Source organism: Pseudarthrobacter sp. LT1 (genome assembly GCF_035621795.1).
Lineage (GTDB): Bacteria > Actinomycetota > Actinomycetes > Actinomycetales > Micrococcaceae > Arthrobacter.
The window spans coordinates 1,718,146-1,735,104 of the sequence record NZ_CP141830.1; the positions used below are offsets into that span (position 1 = coordinate 1,718,146).

The 16,959-nt window shown below is 66.9% G+C and carries 16 protein-coding genes; 12 read left to right on the forward strand and 4 right to left on the reverse strand.

Translation table 11 applies throughout. From position 1 onward, the window contains the following. The first annotated feature begins 3 nt into the window (after nt 1-3). The 11 genes from VIK36_RS08075 to VIK36_RS08125 all read left to right on the forward strand — a co-directional run bounded on the left by VIK36_RS08075 (nt 4) and on the right by VIK36_RS08125 (nt 10,453). Nucleotides 4-993, forward strand: coding sequence for an HAD-IIA family hydrolase (locus VIK36_RS08075; protein ID WP_324644727.1), 990 nt, complete (start codon nt 4-6; stop codon nt 991-993). 9 nt (nt 994-1,002) lie between these two features. Further along, on the forward strand, nt 1,003-1,254 hold the full coding sequence (locus tag VIK36_RS08080; RefSeq protein WP_324644728.1) for a hypothetical protein: 252 nt from the start codon (nt 1,003-1,005) through the stop codon (nt 1,252-1,254). Next, entirely contained in the window at nt 1,254-2,069 is an 816-nt protein-coding gene (locus tag VIK36_RS08085) for a TlyA family RNA methyltransferase (protein WP_324644729.1), read from the forward strand. Before VIK36_RS08080 ends, VIK36_RS08085 begins: the two co-directional genes overlap by 1 nt. Before the next feature lie 13 nt (nt 2,070-2,082). Further along, the gene (locus VIK36_RS08090; protein ID WP_159632284.1) at nt 2,083-3,108 is read left to right on the forward strand and encodes an NAD kinase; all 1,026 of its coding nucleotides are present in this window, start codon (nt 2,083-2,085) and stop codon (nt 3,106-3,108) included. Nucleotides 3,109-3,112: 4 nt separating this feature from the next. Further along, nucleotides 3,113-4,852 carry a DNA repair protein RecN gene (gene recN / locus VIK36_RS08095; protein ID WP_324644730.1) on the forward strand — a complete coding sequence of 580 codons (1,740 nt, stop codon included), beginning with the start codon at nt 3,113-3,115 and terminating at the stop codon, nt 4,850-4,852. Nucleotides 4,853-4,986: 134 nt separating this feature from the next. Next, nucleotides 4,987-6,777, forward strand: coding sequence for a CTP synthase (locus tag VIK36_RS08100; protein ID WP_324644731.1), 1,791 nt, complete (start codon nt 4,987-4,989; stop codon nt 6,775-6,777). A gap of 25 nt (nt 6,778-6,802) precedes the next feature. Continuing rightward, nucleotides 6,803-7,462 carry an NUDIX domain-containing protein gene (locus tag VIK36_RS08105; RefSeq protein ID WP_159632281.1) on the forward strand — a complete coding sequence of 220 codons (660 nt, stop codon included), beginning with the start codon at nt 6,803-6,805 and terminating at the stop codon, nt 7,460-7,462. Continuing rightward, nucleotides 7,462-8,514, forward strand: coding sequence for a site-specific tyrosine recombinase XerD (xerD, locus tag VIK36_RS08110; protein ID WP_324644732.1), 1,053 nt, complete (start codon nt 7,462-7,464; stop codon nt 8,512-8,514). Before VIK36_RS08105 ends, xerD begins: the two co-directional genes overlap by 1 nt. A gap of 123 nt (nt 8,515-8,637) precedes the next feature. Next, nucleotides 8,638-9,141: a sigma-70 family RNA polymerase sigma factor gene (locus tag VIK36_RS08115; protein ID WP_324644733.1), complete on the forward strand. Its 504-nt coding sequence runs from the start codon at nt 8,638-8,640 to the stop codon at nt 9,139-9,141. A gap of 2 nt (nt 9,142-9,143) precedes the next feature. Next, a complete protein-coding gene (locus VIK36_RS08120) occupies nt 9,144-9,935 on the forward strand; it encodes a hypothetical protein (RefSeq protein WP_324644734.1) in 792 nt (263 codons plus the stop codon). 35 nt (nt 9,936-9,970) lie between these two features. Further along, on the forward strand, nt 9,971-10,453 hold the full coding sequence (locus VIK36_RS08125) for an 8-oxo-dGTP diphosphatase (RefSeq protein ID WP_324644735.1): 483 nt from the start codon (nt 9,971-9,973) through the stop codon (nt 10,451-10,453). 82 nt (nt 10,454-10,535) lie between these two features. On the opposite strand, the gene VIK36_RS08130 is transcribed toward VIK36_RS08125, so the two are convergent. The 4 genes from VIK36_RS08130 to VIK36_RS08145 all read right to left on the reverse strand — a co-directional run bounded on the left by VIK36_RS08130 (nt 10,536) and on the right by VIK36_RS08145 (nt 14,862). Next, a complete protein-coding gene (locus VIK36_RS08130) occupies nt 10,536-11,675 on the reverse strand; it encodes a bifunctional 2-methylcitrate synthase/citrate synthase (protein WP_324644736.1) in 1,140 nt (379 codons plus the stop codon). A 115-nt stretch (nt 11,676-11,790) separates the two neighbouring features. Continuing rightward, nucleotides 11,791-12,693 (reverse strand): methylisocitrate lyase, encoded by a 903-nt coding sequence (prpB, locus tag VIK36_RS08135; RefSeq protein WP_255175099.1) that lies wholly within the window; start codon nt 12,691-12,693, stop codon nt 11,791-11,793. Then, the gene (locus VIK36_RS08140) at nt 12,693-14,213 is read right to left on the reverse strand and encodes an MmgE/PrpD family protein (RefSeq protein ID WP_255175100.1); all 1,521 of its coding nucleotides are present in this window, start codon (nt 14,211-14,213) and stop codon (nt 12,693-12,695) included. The genes prpB and VIK36_RS08140 overlap by 1 nt, the downstream gene beginning before the upstream one ends. After that, nucleotides 14,206-14,862: a GntR family transcriptional regulator gene (locus tag VIK36_RS08145; RefSeq protein WP_255175101.1), complete on the reverse strand. Its 657-nt coding sequence runs from the start codon at nt 14,860-14,862 to the stop codon at nt 14,206-14,208. Before VIK36_RS08145 ends, VIK36_RS08140 begins: the two co-directional genes overlap by 8 nt. Before the next feature lie 173 nt (nt 14,863-15,035). Between VIK36_RS08145 and VIK36_RS08150 the strand changes: the two genes are divergently transcribed. After that, nucleotides 15,036-16,940, forward strand: coding sequence for a propionyl-CoA synthetase (locus VIK36_RS08150; protein WP_324645252.1), 1,905 nt, complete (start codon nt 15,036-15,038; stop codon nt 16,938-16,940). Nucleotides 16,941-16,959 lie beyond the last annotated feature (19 nt).

Sequence of the window (16,959 nt, forward strand, 5' to 3'; positions counted from 1 at the left end):
CAGATGAGCGATGTTTCCCTGGTTTCCCGCTTCGACGCACTCCTCGCCGACCTGGACGGGGTGGTCTACGCCGGGCCCCACGCCATTCCCGGAGCTGTTGAGTCGCTGAAGCAGCTTTCCGGGCTGGGCATTGGCCTGGGCTATGTCACCAACAACGCCTCCCGATCACCGGCGGAAGTGGCAGCGCATCTCCGTGAGCTTGGAGCGCCGGCGGAGGACAACCAGGTGGTCAGTTCGTCCCAGGCGGCGGCCGAGCTGCTCGCCTCGATGCTGGCGCCGGGGTCAAGGATCCTCATCACCGGCAGCCCGGCCCTCGCCCGCGAAATTGAGCTGGCAGGCCTGGTGCCGGTGGCCGGCCAGGACGAGGATCCGGTCGCCGTGGTCCAGGGGTTCAGCCCGGCCATTGGCTGGAAGGACCTGGCGGAAGCCACCTACGTGGTGAACGCCGGTGCTCTCTGGGTGGCCACAAACACAGACATGTCCATTCCCCAGGCGCGCGGCATCGCCCCCGGAAACGGCACCCTGGTGGCTGCAGTCGCTGCGGCCACCGGGCAGCAGCCGAAAGTCGCGGGTAAGCCGGAAGCGCCGCTTTTCCATTCGGCTGCCAAGCGGCTTGGCGCCGGGCGCCCCCTGGTGGTGGGCGACCGGCTGGACACGGACATCCTGGGCGGCAATAATGCCGGGTTCGCCACCGTGGCTGTCCTGACCGGCGTCGACACGCGCGAGACCATCCTGGCGGCCCGCGCCCCGGAACGTCCCGCTTACATCATCGAAAACCTTACGGACCTGCACCGGCCGTACCCGGAGATAACGCACGACGACGGCACCTACACGTGCGGGCAGTCGACAGCGCGCGTGGCGAACGGAGCAGTGGGCATCATCGGCAGCCAGGACGACCTCAACTCCTGGCGCGCGGCATGCGCGGCATGGTGGGCCATGACGCCTGACGCCGCAGCCCCGCAGGCGCCCAAGCTGGTGTGGCTGGATCACTAGACTGGTTCAATGACCGAGCTGACCGAACCGGACCATCCGACAGCCCAGCCGGCCCCGGAGTGGCCGCAGGCCCGCGGGCAGGACATCAGGGATCCGCAGGTGGCACAGGCCACCGCCAGGCTTTTCGACCTGCCCGGGATGCCGGCAGCGGAGCACGAAGCCGTGTACAACGTGCTGCACGATGAACTGCTGGCCGCCCTCAACAGCGAACCGACAGACAGCGAACCCACAGGCAGCGAAAAAGCCGGCGGGGCCGCCTGATGCCGGTCCGCCTCGACCAGGCATTGGTGGCCCGCGGACTGGCCAGGTCGCGGACGCACGCAGCCTCGCTGATCGCCGAGGGCAAGGTCAGTTCCGGCGGCCAGGTCCTTTCCAAGGCCTCCCTGCAGGTTGATGACAGCCGGGACCTGGCCGTCGAACATGATGACCGGGACACCTACGCCAGCCGTGCGGGGCACAAGCTGGCCGGCGCTCTGGACGCGTTCCCGGACGTATCGGCCCAAGGCAAAAGGTGCCTCGACGCCGGTGCCTCCACCGGCGGCTTCACGGACGTCCTGCTGAGGCGGGGGGCCGCACACGTGGTGGCGGTCGACGTCGGGCACGGCCAACTGGTGCCGCACCTCCGGGACGACCCCCGCGTGGAGGTCCACGAGGGCATGAACGTCCGGTTCATGGCGCCCGCGGACATCGGCGGCCCGGCCGCCCTGACGGTCGCCGACCTCTCCTTCATCTCCCTCACCCTCGTGGTGCAGCCGCTGGCTGACTGCACCGAGCCCGGTGGCGACCTGGTGCTGATGGTCAAGCCACAGTTCGAGATCGGCAAGGACCGCCTGGGCCGCACCGGCGTCGTCACGTCGGAGCGCGAGCGGCGGATGGCGGTGGAGAAGGTGGCCAGGGCAGCGCTCGACGCCGGCCTGGACCTGTGCGGCCTGGCGGCCAGTCCGCTGCCCGGACAGGACGGAAACGTCGAATACTTCCTGTGGATAAAACGCAGGATCACCCAAGACTTGCCTAAGATCGAAGAGCGTGAGGCAGCAGCTGCTGCTTTGCTCGGACAAATCTGGCCGAACCACTAGAGAGCGGAACCTGATGAGCAGGCGTGTACTGGTCCTTGCCCACACCGGCCGCGAGGAGTCACTGAAGGCCGCATGGGAAGCCTGCGCCCTGCTGCATGCTTCGGGCATGGTCCCCGTGATGCAGGAGTCCGAACTGGGCGACATGGAACGCTTCTTCGGGCACCTGGCCCAGCCGGTGGAGGTGCTCCACGACCATGTCCAGCTGCCCGATGTGGAACTGGTCATGGTCCTTGGCGGCGACGGAACCATCCTCCGGGCCGCTGAGCTGGTCCGCGAGGTGGACGTGCCGCTGCTGGGCGTGAACCTGGGCCATGTGGGCTTCCTGGCAGAAAGCGAGCGGGCGGACCTTGCCCAGACGGTGGAGTGGATCGCCAGCCGCGAGTACACCGTTGAAGAGCGGATGACCATCGATGTCCAGGTCTGGGTCCGCGGCCAAAAGATTTGGCACACCTGGGCTTTAAACGAGGCCGCCATCGAGAAAGCCAACCGCGAACGGATGCTGGAAGTCGTGACCGAGGTGGACGAGCGCCCGCTGACGTCCTTCGGCTCCGACGGCATCGTGCTGGCCACCCCCACGGGCTCCACGGCCTACGCATTCTCCGCCGGTGGCCCCGTGGTGTGGCCGGAGGTGGAGGCGCTGGTGATCGTGCCCATCAGCGCGCATGCGCTCTTCGCCAAGCCCCTGGTCGTATCGCCCCGGTCCAGGCTCGCTGTTGAGGTGCTGGGGCGGACCGACGCCCAGGGGGTCCTGTGGTGCGATGGCCGGCGCTCGGTGGACCTGCCGCCCGGCGCCCGCGTGGAAGTCACCAAATCGGCCACCCCGGTCCGCCTGGCCCGTACCCACCAGACGCCCTTCTCGGCCCGCCTGGTCCGCAAGTTCGAGCTGCCCATCCACGGCTGGCGCGGCCCGGTGCCCAAGTCCGATGCCGTGCACACCGGTCCCATCCCCATCGTGCGGACGCCACGGCCCATGCCGCCGCTGCCGGTACCGCATGCGGAGAACCCTGGCAGCGATCCCGATCCGTCGACTGCGAAGTGAAGCCATGCTTGAAGAACTGAGAATCCGCGATCTGGGCGTCATCACCGACGCAACGCTGCCGCTCGGCCCTGGACTGAGCGTGGTAACCGGTGAAACCGGTGCGGGCAAGACCATGGTGGTCACCGCCGTCGGACTGCTGCTGGGAGCGCGTTCGGATGCCGGTGCAGTCCGTAGCGGGGCGAAAAGTGCCACCGCGGAAGCGGTGCTCAAGCTTGACGCCGGACATCCGGCCATCGCCCGTGCGCTTGATGCCGGTGCCGAAGCCGAGGAGTTCGACGGCGGCGCTGAGCTCATCCTGGCCCGCCGACTGGGTGCGGACGGCCGAAGCCGTGCGTTCCTCGGTGGGCGGGCTGCGCCGGTGGGCGTCCTGGCCGAGATCGGCGAGTCGCTGGTGGTGGTGCACGGTCAGTCGGACCAGATCAGGCTCAAAAGCGCCACGGCCCAGCGGGAAGCCCTGGACAAGTTCGCCGGGGACAGCCTGGCCGGACCGCTGTCCGCGTACCAGGAGCTGTACAGCAGGTGGAAGGCCAGCCAGGCAGAACTGGACAGCCTGCAGAGCGCCGCACGGGACCGGCTCCGCGAAGCCGAATCCCTGGAGGCGGCCCTGGCCGAAATCGACGAGGTGGATCCGCAGCCGGGGGAGGACGAGCTTTTGAAGGCCGAGGCCGTCAAGCTCGCCAACGTGGAGGAACTGCGGATTGCCGCCAGCACGGCACACCAGGCCCTCATCGCCGAGGACTTCGGCGAGACCGGTGACGCCACCACCCTGGTGGATTCCGCCAAACGCACCCTGGAGCATGTGGCCGAGCACGACGCCGAACTCGGTTCCGCCGCCGCGCGGCTGGCGGAAGTGGGCTTCCTGCTCAATGACATCGCCACCGAACTGGCCAGTTACCAGGCCGGCCTGGACTCGGAGGGCCCGGAACGGCTCGCCGAGATCGAGGACCGGCGGGCAGCCCTGGCCAAGCTGGTCCGCAAATACGCCCCAACCATCGACGAAGTGCTGGAGTGGGCCGAAAAGGCCCGCGCCCGGTACGACGAGCTGCAGGACGACTCCTCCCGCATCGAAGCCCTCGACGCGGAGGTGGTCCGCGCCGAAGCAGAACTGACCAAGCAGTCGGCGGCCATCAGCAAGATCCGGGCCAAGGCCGCCAAGGACCTCTCTGCCCGGGTAAGCGCCGAACTGAAGGCCCTGGCCATGGCCGACGCCACCTTGGTGATCAACCTCGAGCCCTCCGGGCAACTGGGCCTCCACGGCCCGGACGAAATCACCTTCCTGCTGCAGCCGCACTCCGGTGCCCCGGCCCGGCCCCTGGGCAAGGGCGCGTCCGGTGGTGAATTGTCCCGGGTGATGCTTGCCATCGAGGTGGTGCTCGCCGCCGTCGACCCCGTTCCCACGTTTGTGTTCGACGAGGTCGACGCCGGTGTGGGCGGACGTGCCGCCGTCGAGATCGGCCGCCGGCTGGCCATGCTGGCACGCCACGTCCAGGTGCTCGTAGTCACGCACCTTCCCCAGGTGGCCGCCTTTGCCGACCAGCACATCACCGTGACCAAAACGTCCGTCAGGGGAGCCGACGGCGGCACGGCCACCGGCTTCACCTCCAGTGACGTCCGCCTCCTTGACGGGCCGGAACGCGTGCGTGAGCTCGCCCGCATGCTGGCCGGCCAGGAGGACTCCGAGTCCGCCCAGGCCCACGCCCAGGAACTGCTGGACGACGCCAAACTCCTGCCACAGCGGGCCTGACGCGGCACAAAGCGGGGGAGCGGGCGGGCTGGCTTTGGACTATCCGGATGGACGCCTCTTGATTCAGTGGCCCCATCCCAGCAGACTGGAACGCTTGGGTGCAGGTTCGGCCCGATCCGTGGAAGGCTCAATTGATGATAGGCTCGAATTCCGTGGTGCAGCTATCAAATTCCCGTGTAAATTCCCGGTTCCCGGGCTCCTCCAAGATGACCAAGCACATCTTCGTCACCGGCGGTGTGGCGTCCTCACTCGGTAAGGGACTGACGGCCTCCAGCCTCGGTCACCTGCTCCGGGCACGCGGCCTGTCCGTCACGATGCAGAAGCTCGATCCTTACCTGAACGTGGATCCGGGCACGATGAACCCCTTCCAGCACGGTGAGGTATTCGTCACCGACGACGGCGCCGAAACAGACCTGGACATCGGGCACTACGAGCGCTTCCTCGACGAGAACCTTGAAGGTTCCGCGAACGTGACCACCGGCCAGGTGTACTCCACCGTGATCGCCAAGGAACGGCGTGGCGAATACCTGGGTGACACCGTCCAGGTCATCCCGCACATCACGGACGAGATCAAGCGCCGCATGCGGCTGCCTGCTGAAGGCAAGAACGCCCCCGACGTCATCATCACCGAAATCGGCGGCACGGTTGGCGACATCGAATCCCAGCCGTTCCTCGAATCGGCCCGCCAGGTCCGCCAGGACGTGGGCCGCGGCAACGTCTTTTTCGTCCACGTGTCACTGGTCCCGTACATCGGACCCTCTCAGGAACTGAAGACCAAGCCCACCCAGCACTCGGTAGCGGCCCTGCGCTCCATCGGTATCCAGCCCGAAGCCATCGTCATCCGCTCCGACCGCGAGATCCCCGAAGCCATGCGCGCCAAGATCGGCCGCATGTGCGACGTCGACCTCGAAGCCGTCATCGGCTGCCCGGACGCCCCCAGCATTTACGACATCCCCAAGACCCTGCACGCCCAGGGCCTGGACTCCTACATCGTCCGTGCCCTGGACCTGCCGTTCAAGGACGTGGACTGGACCAGCTGGGACCGTCTCCTGGAAGCCGTCCACAACCCCAAGCACCAGGTCGAAATCGCCCTGGTGGGCAAGTACATCGACCTTCCGGACGCCTACCTCTCGGTGACCGAAGCCCTGCGTGCCGGCGGCTTCGCCAACGAGACCAAGGTCAAGATCCGTTGGGTCCCCTCGGATGAGTGCGAGACCCGTGAGGGTGCCATCAAGGCGCTCGACGGCGTGGACGCCATCTGCGTGCCGGGCGGTTTCGGTATCCGTGGCCTTGAAGGCAAGCTGGGCGCCCTCAAGTTCGCCCGCGAGACCAAGCTTCCCGTGCTGGGCCTGTGCCTTGGCCTGCAGTGCATGGTCATCGAATACGCCCGCAACGTGGTGGGCCTGGAAGGTGCCTCCTCCAGCGAGTTCGAGCCGGATTCCAAGTACCCGGTCATCGCCACCATGGAGGAGCAGCTGGAGTTCGTTGAAGGCCGCGGCGACCTGGGCGGCACCATGCGCCTTGGCCTCTACGAAGCCAAGCTGGACGAGGGCTCGGTCATCGCCGGTACCTACGGCAAGACCACGGTCAGCGAACGCCACCGGCACCGCTACGAGGTCAACAACAAGTACCGCCAGCAGATTGCCGAGAAGGGCCTGGTCTTCTCCGGCACCTCCCCGGACGGCAAGCTCGTCGAATTCGTTGAGCTGCCCGCCGACGTCCACCCGTACTATGTGGCGACTCAGGCGCACCCCGAACTGAGCTCGCGACCCACCCGCCCGCACCCGCTGTTCGCCGGACTGGTCAAGGCTGCCCTTGACCACCAGGGTGCAGGCCACCAGGGTGCCGGCCATGAGGGCGCTGCCGACACGGCTGCGCCCGCGGCGGGGGAGCCTGCAGCATCAGGTACCGTTACCGCTAAGTAGTCAATAGAACAAAGAGGACGGCGCGATGCCTGGTACACCTGAAGCCACCCCTGCCAAACAGGTTTCGGATGCACCAAGCCCGCGCCGTCTTTTGTCTACGGAGAAGGTCTACCAGGGCCGGATCTGGGACGTTGTCAGTGACACCTTCCAGCTCTCCGAGTCCGGGGACGCCCTCACCCGTGACTACATCGACCACCCGGGCGCTGTCGCCGTCCTGCCCATGAACGGCGAAGGCCAGATCCTGCTGCTGAAGCAGTACCGGCACCCCGTGGGCATGGACCTTTGGGAAGTCCCCGCGGGCCTGCTGGACGTCGAAGGCGAAGACTTCGTGGTGGGGGCGGCGCGGGAACTCGCTGAGGAAGCGGACTTGGCAGCCGGGACATGGAACGTCCTGGCCGATGTCTTCAATTCCCCCGGATCTTCCAGCGAGGCCATCCGGATCTACCTGGCCCGTGACCTCACCGAGGTGCCTCACCACGAGCGCCACGAGCGGACGGACGAGGAAGCGGAGATCGAGTTCCACTGGATCAGCCTGGACGATGCCGTGGCCTCTGTCCTGGCAGGCCGCCTGCACAACCCGTCCGCCGTCGTCGGGATCCTTGCCGCCGCCGCGGCCCGGGCCGGCAACTATGAAGGACTCCGTCCCGCCGACGCCCCCTGGCCTGCACACCCCAGCCAGCGCTGATGGTTCCGGGTCCCTCGGCTGAAGCGGCTCCGGAGGTCGAACCGGCTCCGAACCCCGGCACTGCGAACGGTGGAGCGGCCGGAGCTGCCTTGGCCGGTGCTGTCCCGGCCGGAATACCGGCCGCGATCGACCGCGGAATCACCGACTATCTCCAGCACGTGGGCGTGGAACGGGGCCTGGCCGTGAACACGCTGGCAGCCTACCGGCGGGACCTCGCCCGCTACGCCCGGTACCTCGCCGCCGCCGGCTGTACCCGTCCCGGCGATATCACCCGGCACCACGTGACGGGATACGTCCGTGCCCTCTCGGACGGATCCGACGGCGGCTCCACCCTGGGCGTGCGCTCCGCGGCGCGGACGGTGGTGGCTGTCCGGGGCCTGCACAAGTTCTGGGCCCTGGAGGGGTACACGCCCACGGATCCGGCCAGCGAAGTTCACCCGCCGATGGCCGGGAAGAGGCTGCCCAAAGCCATCAGCGTTGACGAGGTGACCCGCATCCTCGAAGCCGCGGGAACTGACACCGCAACGGGACTTCGGGACCGCGCCCTGCTGGAATTCCTCTATTCCACCGGCGCCAGGATCAGCGAAGCGGTGGGCCTGGACGTTGACGATATCTCCCTGGCCGCGCCGGAATCAGGGCCCGCCATTGTCCGCCTGTTCGGCAAGGGGTCGAAGGAACGGCTGGTGCCGCTGGGCTCGTACGGGGCCCGGGCTTTGGATGCCTACCTGGTCCGCGGGCGCCCGTTGCTGGCCGCCAAGGGAAAGGGAACGCCCGCGCTGTTCCTCAATGCCCGGGGCGGCAGGATCAGCAGGCAGAGTGCCTGGACCATCCTGAAGGCGGCAGCGGAGAAGGCCAACATCACCCGCGATGTTTCGCCGCACACTCTGCGGCATTCATTCGCCACCCACCTGCTCGAAGGCGGCGCCGACGTCCGCGTGGTGCAGGAGCTGCTGGGCCATGCGTCGGTGACCACCACCCAGGTGTACACGCTGGTCACTGCCGACACACTCCGCGAGATCTACGCCGCGGCACATCCACGGGCGCTGGGCTAGCCGGGTCCTGCCCTGACGGTCGCATCGATCCGCACAACGAATTTTCCCGCTGCTGTAAGAACCAGCCCCGCCCGGGACACTTAGTCTTCAAGAAGAAGTCACCAGTGTCCGGGGGGAAATACTATGTTGGCAGCGGAAGAGCAGGCATTCATCGATCTGCATTCCCAGCATTCGGGGCGGGTCTACCGGTATATCGCGTGCCGCATCAGCGACACGGGCCGGGCCGAGGAGTTGGCGGCCGATGTGTTCCGTATTGCCTGGCAGAAACAACTTCCGGAGCCGCCCGGCATCGGCTGGCTGCTCGCCACGGCCCGGCATGTGCTCGGTAATGAATACAGGGGCCGTCGCCGCCGCCAGGAACTTCTTGACCGGCTGCAGGACGAGGCACGCGGCAACGTCCTGCAGGAGGAAACCGGGGAACAGGCCGCAGTAGCAGAGGTACTTGGCCGCCTTCGGGAACGGGACCGCGAGATCCTGATGCTCAGCTACTGGGATGACCTGACTCTCCCCGAACTCGGCCAGGCCCTTGAATGTTCTCCCTCAACTGCTGCCGTACGGCTGCACCGTGCACGCCGGGCTTTCGCCAAGGCGGCACCGGCACATCTTATGACCGAACGGAAGGACTAGCCATGGACCGCATTGAGCAGTTGATGAAGGCCGCCAAACCCCGGCCGGCGGCACCGAACAAGCTGCCCGCAGGTGATACGGCCCAGGCCTTGGCCGCTTTTGGGGAAACCGAAGTCATCCGTCCGGCGGCGCGGGTACCGGAACGCGGCAACCAGCGGGGACGGACAGCCGTCCGGACAACTGCTGCGACCGTGCTGGCAGCCGCAGCGGTGGCTGGTGCGGTGTACGTGGGCGGGGCCATGACACAGCGGCCCATGCCCGGGCCCGGCGTGGCGCCCCCGGAGGCAACCGGAAACCCTGCACCGGCCGGCCCGTCCGCCACACCGTCTGCCAGTGAACAACCCACTGCCACCGCGTCATCTTCGGCGGCTCCATCCGGGAGCACTGCGGCCGGTGGCTTGAGCACCGGCGGTGTGCCCTGCACCATGGACAACGTGGACCTGCAGCGAAGCGACCAGCAGCGCATCATCTTTCCGATTCCCGCAGACCAACAGCATCTCTACACCGTCCTGGGTTGTGCCGGCGGTTGGCTGGCCTTCTCCATCTCGGATGAGGGAGCCAAAGCCCTCCAGCTCGATGGCGGCAACGCCTGGTACCAGATCGCGAAGCTGCAGGACGGCCGGTTCCTGTGCGATTTCCGCCAGCAGACCGCCAGCGTCCTGAACTGGGAGTTCCAGGCACTGAACAATCAAGGCCTCACGCCCCAGGAAGCGATGGACCGCGACTTTGCCTCCAAAGGGCTTCCGGTGGAACTCCGGCAGCAACTGGTTGGCGACGGCCCGGCCGCCGGATAGCTTCAGGGGCCGCCGGCAGCTATAGGGTTGTGCACATGGAATCCTCCCAGGTCACCCTCTGTTTCCTGCTCCGTGACGGGGACAACGGGGACGAAGTCCTCCTGGGACTCAAGCAAACCGGGTTCGGCAAAGGCAAAATCGTTGGCATCGGCGGCCATGTGGAACCGGGAGAGACCGACGCGGAGGCCGTGATCAGGGAAGTCCTTGAAGAGACCGGGGTGGTGCTGCAGGTGGAGGACCTGGCAGATGCCGGATCGGTCCACTTCGTTTTTCCCGCCCGCCCGGAATGGAACATGAAGACCACGCTGTTCACCGCCCGTACCTGGGAGGGCGAACCGGAACCCAGCGACGAAATCCTGCCCGAGTGGTTCCGGGTGGACACCCTGCCGGTGGACCGCATGTGGCAGGACGCGGACCACTGGCTGCCCGTGGTGCTGGAGGGCCGCAGGGTGAACGTGGTGGTCACCATGCACACCGACAACGAGACCGTCGCGTCATCCCATAGCCTCCTGGGCTGATGAGGCAGACTCCTGGTTGTTAAAAACCGACGGCGGGTCAGGCACCGCAGTGCCCCCCGCCGTCGCACGTTCCTGCCAAACGCTAGGGCAGGTGCCGTTCCTCCACCCCGTTGTATTCGCTCAGGGGCCGGATCAGCGAGTTGGCGTCCAGCTGCTCCATGATGTGCGCAGTCCAGCCAGTGATCCGGCTGGCCACGAACAGGGGCGTGAACGTGGGCGTATCGAAGCCCATCAGGTGGTACGTGGGCCCGGCAGGGTAGTCCAGGTTCGGCTTGATGGCCTTCGCCTCGTCCATCGCCGTTTCCAGGCCGTTGTAGAGTCCCAGCAGCTCGGGACGGCCGTAGTGGGCGATCATCTTGTCCAGGGCCGCCTTCATGGTGGGAACCCGGGAATCGCCGTGCTTGTAGACGCGGTGGCCGAACCCCATGACCTTCTTCTTCTGCGCCAGGGCGTCCTCCATCCAGGCCTTCGCCCGTGCCGCTGCTTCCTCGAGGGACTCTTCCTGCCGGATGCCGATCTCGTCGAAGGTGTGCATCACGGCTTCGTTCGCGCCGCCATGCAATGGACCCTTGAGTGCGCCAATCGCTCCGGTCACTGCCGAATGCAGGTCCGACAGCGTCGAGGTGATCACCCGGGCCGTGAAGGTGGACGCGTTGAAGGAGTGCTCGGCATAGAGGATCATCGAGACGTTGAAGGCCTCCACCACCTCGGGCACCTGTTCCTCCCCGAAGGCCATCCACAGGAAGTTCGCCGAATAGCCCAGGTCCTCACGAGGCTCAATGACGTCCTGGCCGTGGCGGCGGCGCTGGTCATAGGCCACGACGGCCGGCATGGCGGCGAACAGGTCCACGGCCTTGGCCATGTTGGCCTGCCGCGAGGAGTCCTCGGCCAACGGGTGCCTGGCACCCATCACGGAGGCCGCCGTCCGGCAGACATCCATCGGGTGCGAGGTCACCGGCAAGGCGTCAATGACCTGCTTGACCACCGGGTCAAGGGCACGTCCGGCGCGTTCCCGCGCGGTGAACTCCGCCAGCTGCTCTTTGGTGGGCAGTTCGCCGTTCCAGAGCAGGTAGGCCACTTCCTCAAAGCTGCACCGGGCGGCCAGTTCCTGGACGGGGTAGCCGCGGTAGAGCAGGGAGTTGGTGTCAGGGTTGACCTTGGAGACGGCGGTGTAGTCCACCACGACGCCGGCGAGGCCCTTTTTGATCTCATTTTCAGCCATGCTGAAACTCCTTTGTTCCTAAAGCCTGTGTTCCTGAAGCCGGTGTTCCCAAGGCCTTGCTCCAAAGGCACTGTCCGGCAGATGCCGGCGTCCGGCGTGGTGTGCGGGCGGGATGTCAGCTTCCGGGGATCCGGAAATTGAACACCCCGGTGTCAAAGTGGTTGTAGGCCTCATAGTCAACGAGGTCGTAGAGCCGGGCACGGGTCAGCATGCTTGGAACCTGTGCCTCCTGGGTGCCGTCGGATTTGATCGATTCCAGAGTACGCTCAGCAGCGCCCATGGCACTACGGAGCAGCGTCACCGGGTAGATGACCATGTTGACGCCCACGCCCGCCAGTTCATCCACGGTGAAGAGTGCGCTCTTGCCGAACTCGGTCATGTTGGCCAGGATCGGCACGTCCACCGCGTCCCGGATGGCCTTGAACTCGCCCAGGTCCTTCATGGCCTCGGGGAAGATTGCATCCGCGCCGGCTTCAACCAGGGCTTTGGCTCGCTGCTGCGCCGCCTCCAGCCCATCGGTGGCCCGGATGTCGGTGCGGGCCATGATGAGGAAGTTTGGGTCGCGGCGGGCGTCGGCGGCGGCCCTGATCCGCTTGGTGGCGGTGTCCAGGTCGACCACGTTCTTGCCGTCCAGATGGCCGCAGCGCTTGGGGTTGAACTGGTCTTCGATGTGGCATCCGGCCAGGCCGGCGTTCTCCAGCTCCTGCACGGTGCGGGCCACGTTCATCGGTTCACCGAAGCCGGTGTCGGCGTCGACGATCGAGGGCAGGTCCGTCATGCGGGCGATCTGCCCCGCCCGGGTGGCCACCTCGGTCAGCGTGGTCAGGCCGATGTCCGGCAGGCCCAGGTCGTTCGCCAGGACGGCGCCGGAGATGTAGACGCCGGCGAAACCCTTCTCCTCGATCAGCCGGGCGGACAGCGGGTTGAATGCGCCCGGGAACTGCTGGATGGTCCCGGAAGACAGCAGCTCCCGGAACCGGATCCGCTTCTGCTCCGGGGTGGTCTTCGAATACAGCATCAGAAGAGTCCCTTCGGTGCCGCCGCCAGGTCGATGACGCCGGGGGCGGCGGTGATGTTGAGCTGGTCCAGCTCACCGGCGGCGAGCTCGGGGAGGCGTTCGACGGCGGCCAGGAACCTTTCGATCTCGGCTTCCTCCACCAGCCCCGCGGCGAGGGTGCGGAACTTGTTGACGTACTGCTCGCGGGCGAACGGCCGGGCGCCGAGGGGGTGGGCGTCGGCGACGGCGATCTGGTCGGTGATGACGGTACCGTCCTTGAGCGTGATCTCCACCGAGCCGCCGAAAGCCTTCTCGGCAATGTCGAGGGAGTGGTAGCGGCGGGTCCATTCCGGATCCTCCACCGTGGTGACCTTGTGCCACAGCTCCACGGTGTCCGGGCGTGCGGCGCGGGCCGGGGCGTAGGAGTCCACGTGGTGCCAGGCGCCGTCCTGCAGGGCGACCGTGAAGATGTAGGGGATGGAGTGGTCCAGGGTTTCCCGGCTGGCGGTGGGGCTGTACTTTTGGGGGTCGTTGGCGCCGGAGCCGATCACGTAGTGGGTGTGGTGGCTGGTCTTGATCAGCACGGATTCGACGTTGGCCGGGTCGGTCACCTCGGGGTGTTCCCGGTGGAGCTTGCGGGCCAGGTCGATCCAGGCCTGCGCCTGGTATTCGGCGGAGTGTTCCTTGGTGTATGTGTCCAGGATGGCACGCTTGGCTTCGCCCGGAGTGGGGAGCGGGACCATGTAGGACGCATCCGGACCGTCAAGCATCCAGGCGATGACGCCGTCTTCGCCTTCGTAGATCGGCACGGGTGAGGTCTGGCCGCGCATGGCCCGGTCCGCGGACTCGATGGCCATCTTGCCGGCAAACGCCGGGGCATGGGCCTTCCAGGTGGAGATCTCGCCCTTGCGGGACTGCCGGGTTGCGGTGGTGGTGTGCAGTGCCTGCCCGACCGACTGGAAAATGGTCTCGACGTCGAGGCCCAGCAGGGTGCCGATGCCGGCGGCGGCCGAGGGACCCAAGTGGGCTACGTGGTCGATCTTGTGCTTGTGCAGGCAGATGGCCTTGACCAGGTTGACCTGGATCTCATAGCCGGTGGCGATGCCGCGGATGAGGGCGTGCCCGCTGGCCCCAACGTGCTGGGCCACGGCGAGGATCGGGGGAATGTTGTCACCGGGGTGGGAGTAGTCGGCGGCGAGGAACGTGTCGTGGTAGTCGAGTTCCCGTACAGCCACGCCGTTGGCCCAGGCAGCCCATTCCGGTGCAACCCGTTCCTCGATGCCGAAGACCTTGGAGCCCTTGCCGCCGGTGCTGGGGCCATGGGTGAGCGCCTGGGCCCGGGCTGCGACGATCGGGGCGCGGTTAAGGGAAGCAATGGCCACCGAGGCGTTGTCGATGACGCGGTTGATGACCATGTCAGTGACTTCGTCGGAGACGGCCACGGGATCGGCGGCGACCTGGGCGATCTTGTAGGCGAGCTGGTCCTCGCGGGGCAGGTTCTCTTCGCTCTTGTAGACGCGGACGTGGTGTTCCTTAACCATGGTGCTCCTTCGGATGGGATGCGTGGATTGCTTTGACGTGGGAGAGGCTTCGGTGCAGGTGGACGATCGTCGCCGCCTCGGCGAGCTTCGGGTTGCCTGCCGCGATGGCCTCGGCGATGGCGGCGTGTTCGGCTGCTGCGGCGGTGAGGCGGCGGGCGTCGTCCGCTGCGAGCCGGCGGATCCGGACCAGGTGCACGCGCAGGCTTCGCATGGCCTGGGCCAGGTAGGAGTTGGAGATGGCGGCGTCGATGGCTGTGTCCAGCCTGCCCACCAGTTCGTAATAGTCATGCAGGGCGGGGTCCCCGCCGCTGATCAGCGCGGGGGCATTGAGCAGTTCGCGCTGCAGGTGCTCGAACGTGGCAGCGTCACCGCGCCGGGCGGCCAGGGCGGCGGCCTTGCCCTCAAGGGTTTCGCGCAGTTCGAACAGTTCGTCGATGTCCTCGAGGGAGATGTCGGTGACCACGACGCCGCGGCCGCCCGCCGTCGTCAGCCCTTCCGCCGTCAGGCGGCCAAGTGCTTCGCGGAGGGGCGTGCGCGACACACCAAGGCGTTCGGACTGTTCCACCTCGGCCAGGACGGTACCGGGAGCGAGGCGCCATTCGATGATGTCGTCCCGCAGGGCCGCGTAGGCCTTGTCGCTGGCGCGCATGCTGCTCTCCTTCCTCGGTGACAGCATCAGTGTATACACAAGCGGCAGCAGATAACAGCAAAACGGGCAAATCTTTGGACTCGAGCAAAAGTTTGTATACACAGCCCTTGTGGCTGGCACACTCTGCCCGCTACCATGAGCTGCATCACAACGTCGTGGACGGGATACCCCTCATGGTCACCAAAAGCTACCGGGACAGCTACCAGCGCAGCCTCGAACAGCCCGAAGATTTTTGGCTGGAGGCAGCGCAAAAGATTTCCTGGACCTCTCCGCCAGGCCGGGCCCTGGACTCCAGCCGGGCACCGCTTTACAGCTGGTTCCCCGACGGCGCCCTGAATACCTGCTACAACGCGCTGGACCGGCACGTCGCCGAGGGCCGCGGAGGGCAGGATGCCCTCATCCATGACTCCGCCATGCTGGGTACACAGCAGCGCTACACCTACGCGGAACTGACGGACCTCGTGGCCCGCTTTGCCGGCGTGCTGCGGCGCCACGGCGTTGGCAAGGGCGACCGCGTGGTGATCTACATGCCCATGATCCCGGAAGCCGCCATCGCCATGCTGGCCACTGCCCGGCTGGGCGCGGTCCACTCGGTGGTCTTTGGCGGCTTCGCGCCCAAGGAGCTCGCCGCGCGCATCCGCGATGCCGCCCCCGCCGCCGTGGTCACAGCCTCCGGCGGGATCGAGCCGGCCCGGCGCATCGAATACCTGCCGGCGGTCGCGGAGGCCCTCGGGCTGGCCGGCGCGCCCGGCATTCCCGTGGTGGTCAAGGCGCGCGACGGCTTCGCGTCGGCGGCCGGGGACCATGCTGGGTGGCTGGACTGGGATTCGGCCATGGCTTCGGCCGACCCCGTGGCCCCTGTCGCCGTGCAGGCCACGGACCCGCTGTATATCCTCTACACCTCCGGAACAACGGGCGCGCCCAAGGGCGTGGTGCGGGACAACGGAGGGCACGCCGTCGCCCTGCGCTGGACGCTGGAAAACATTTACGGCATCGGCCCCGGCGACGTGATGTGGACGGCGTCCGACGTTGGCTGGGTGGTGGGGCACTCATACATCGTTTATGGTCCGTTGCTGGCCGGAGCCACCACCGTGATGTACGAGGGCAAACCGGTGGGCACTCCCGACGCCGGGGCGTTCTGGCGCGTGGTCCAGGACCATAAGGTCAACGTGCTGTTCACCGCTCCCACGGCACTGCGGGCCATCCGCAAGGCCGATCCGGAGGCATCGTTGCTGCAAAACTACGACGTCTCCAGCCTGCGGACGCTGTTCGCCGCCGGCGAGCGGCTGGACACGGACACGTTCCATTGGGCATCCCGGGTTTTGGGCGTGCCCGTGGTGGACCACTGGTGGCAGACCGAGACAGGTTGGGCCATTTGCGCCAATCCGCGTGGACTGGAGCCATTGCCCATCAAAGCCGGCTCCCCGAGCGTTCCGATGCCCGGGTTCCGGCTGCGGATCCTCGACGGCGCGGGCGGGGAAGTGGAGCCCGGCACCGAAGGCAACATCGTCCTGGAGCTGCCGTTGCCGCCGGGCACCCTCACCACCCTGTGGGGAAACGATGAACGCTTCATCTCGTCCTACCTGCAAGCCTTCGAGGGGTGCTACGCAACGGGCGATTCGGGCTACCGCGACGAGGACGGGTACCTGTTCGTCATGGGCCGCACCGACGACATCATCAATGTTGCCGGACACCGGCTGTCCACCGGCGCCATGGAGCAGGTGATCGGCCAGCACCCGGCGGTTGCCGAGTGCGCCGTGATCGGCCTCGCCGACCCCCTCAAGGGCCAGCGCCCCAGCGGCTACGTGGTGCTCAAATCCGGCGTCGACATCCCCGAAGACGTCCTGGCCAAGGATCTTGTGGCACTGGTCCGGCGGGACATTGGTGCGGTTGCGGACTTCAAGCATGTGACGGTGGTGGACGCGCTGCCCAAGACCCGGTCGGGGAAGATCCTCCGCAAGACCATGCGCCAGATCGCAGACGGCGAGGAGTACACGGTGCCCTCCACCATTGAGGATCCCGGGGTCATTGACCAGCTGATCGGCGCCCTTCGGGTGGGCGGGGCAGAAGCGCGCTGACGGTCAGGGCGGGGCGTCC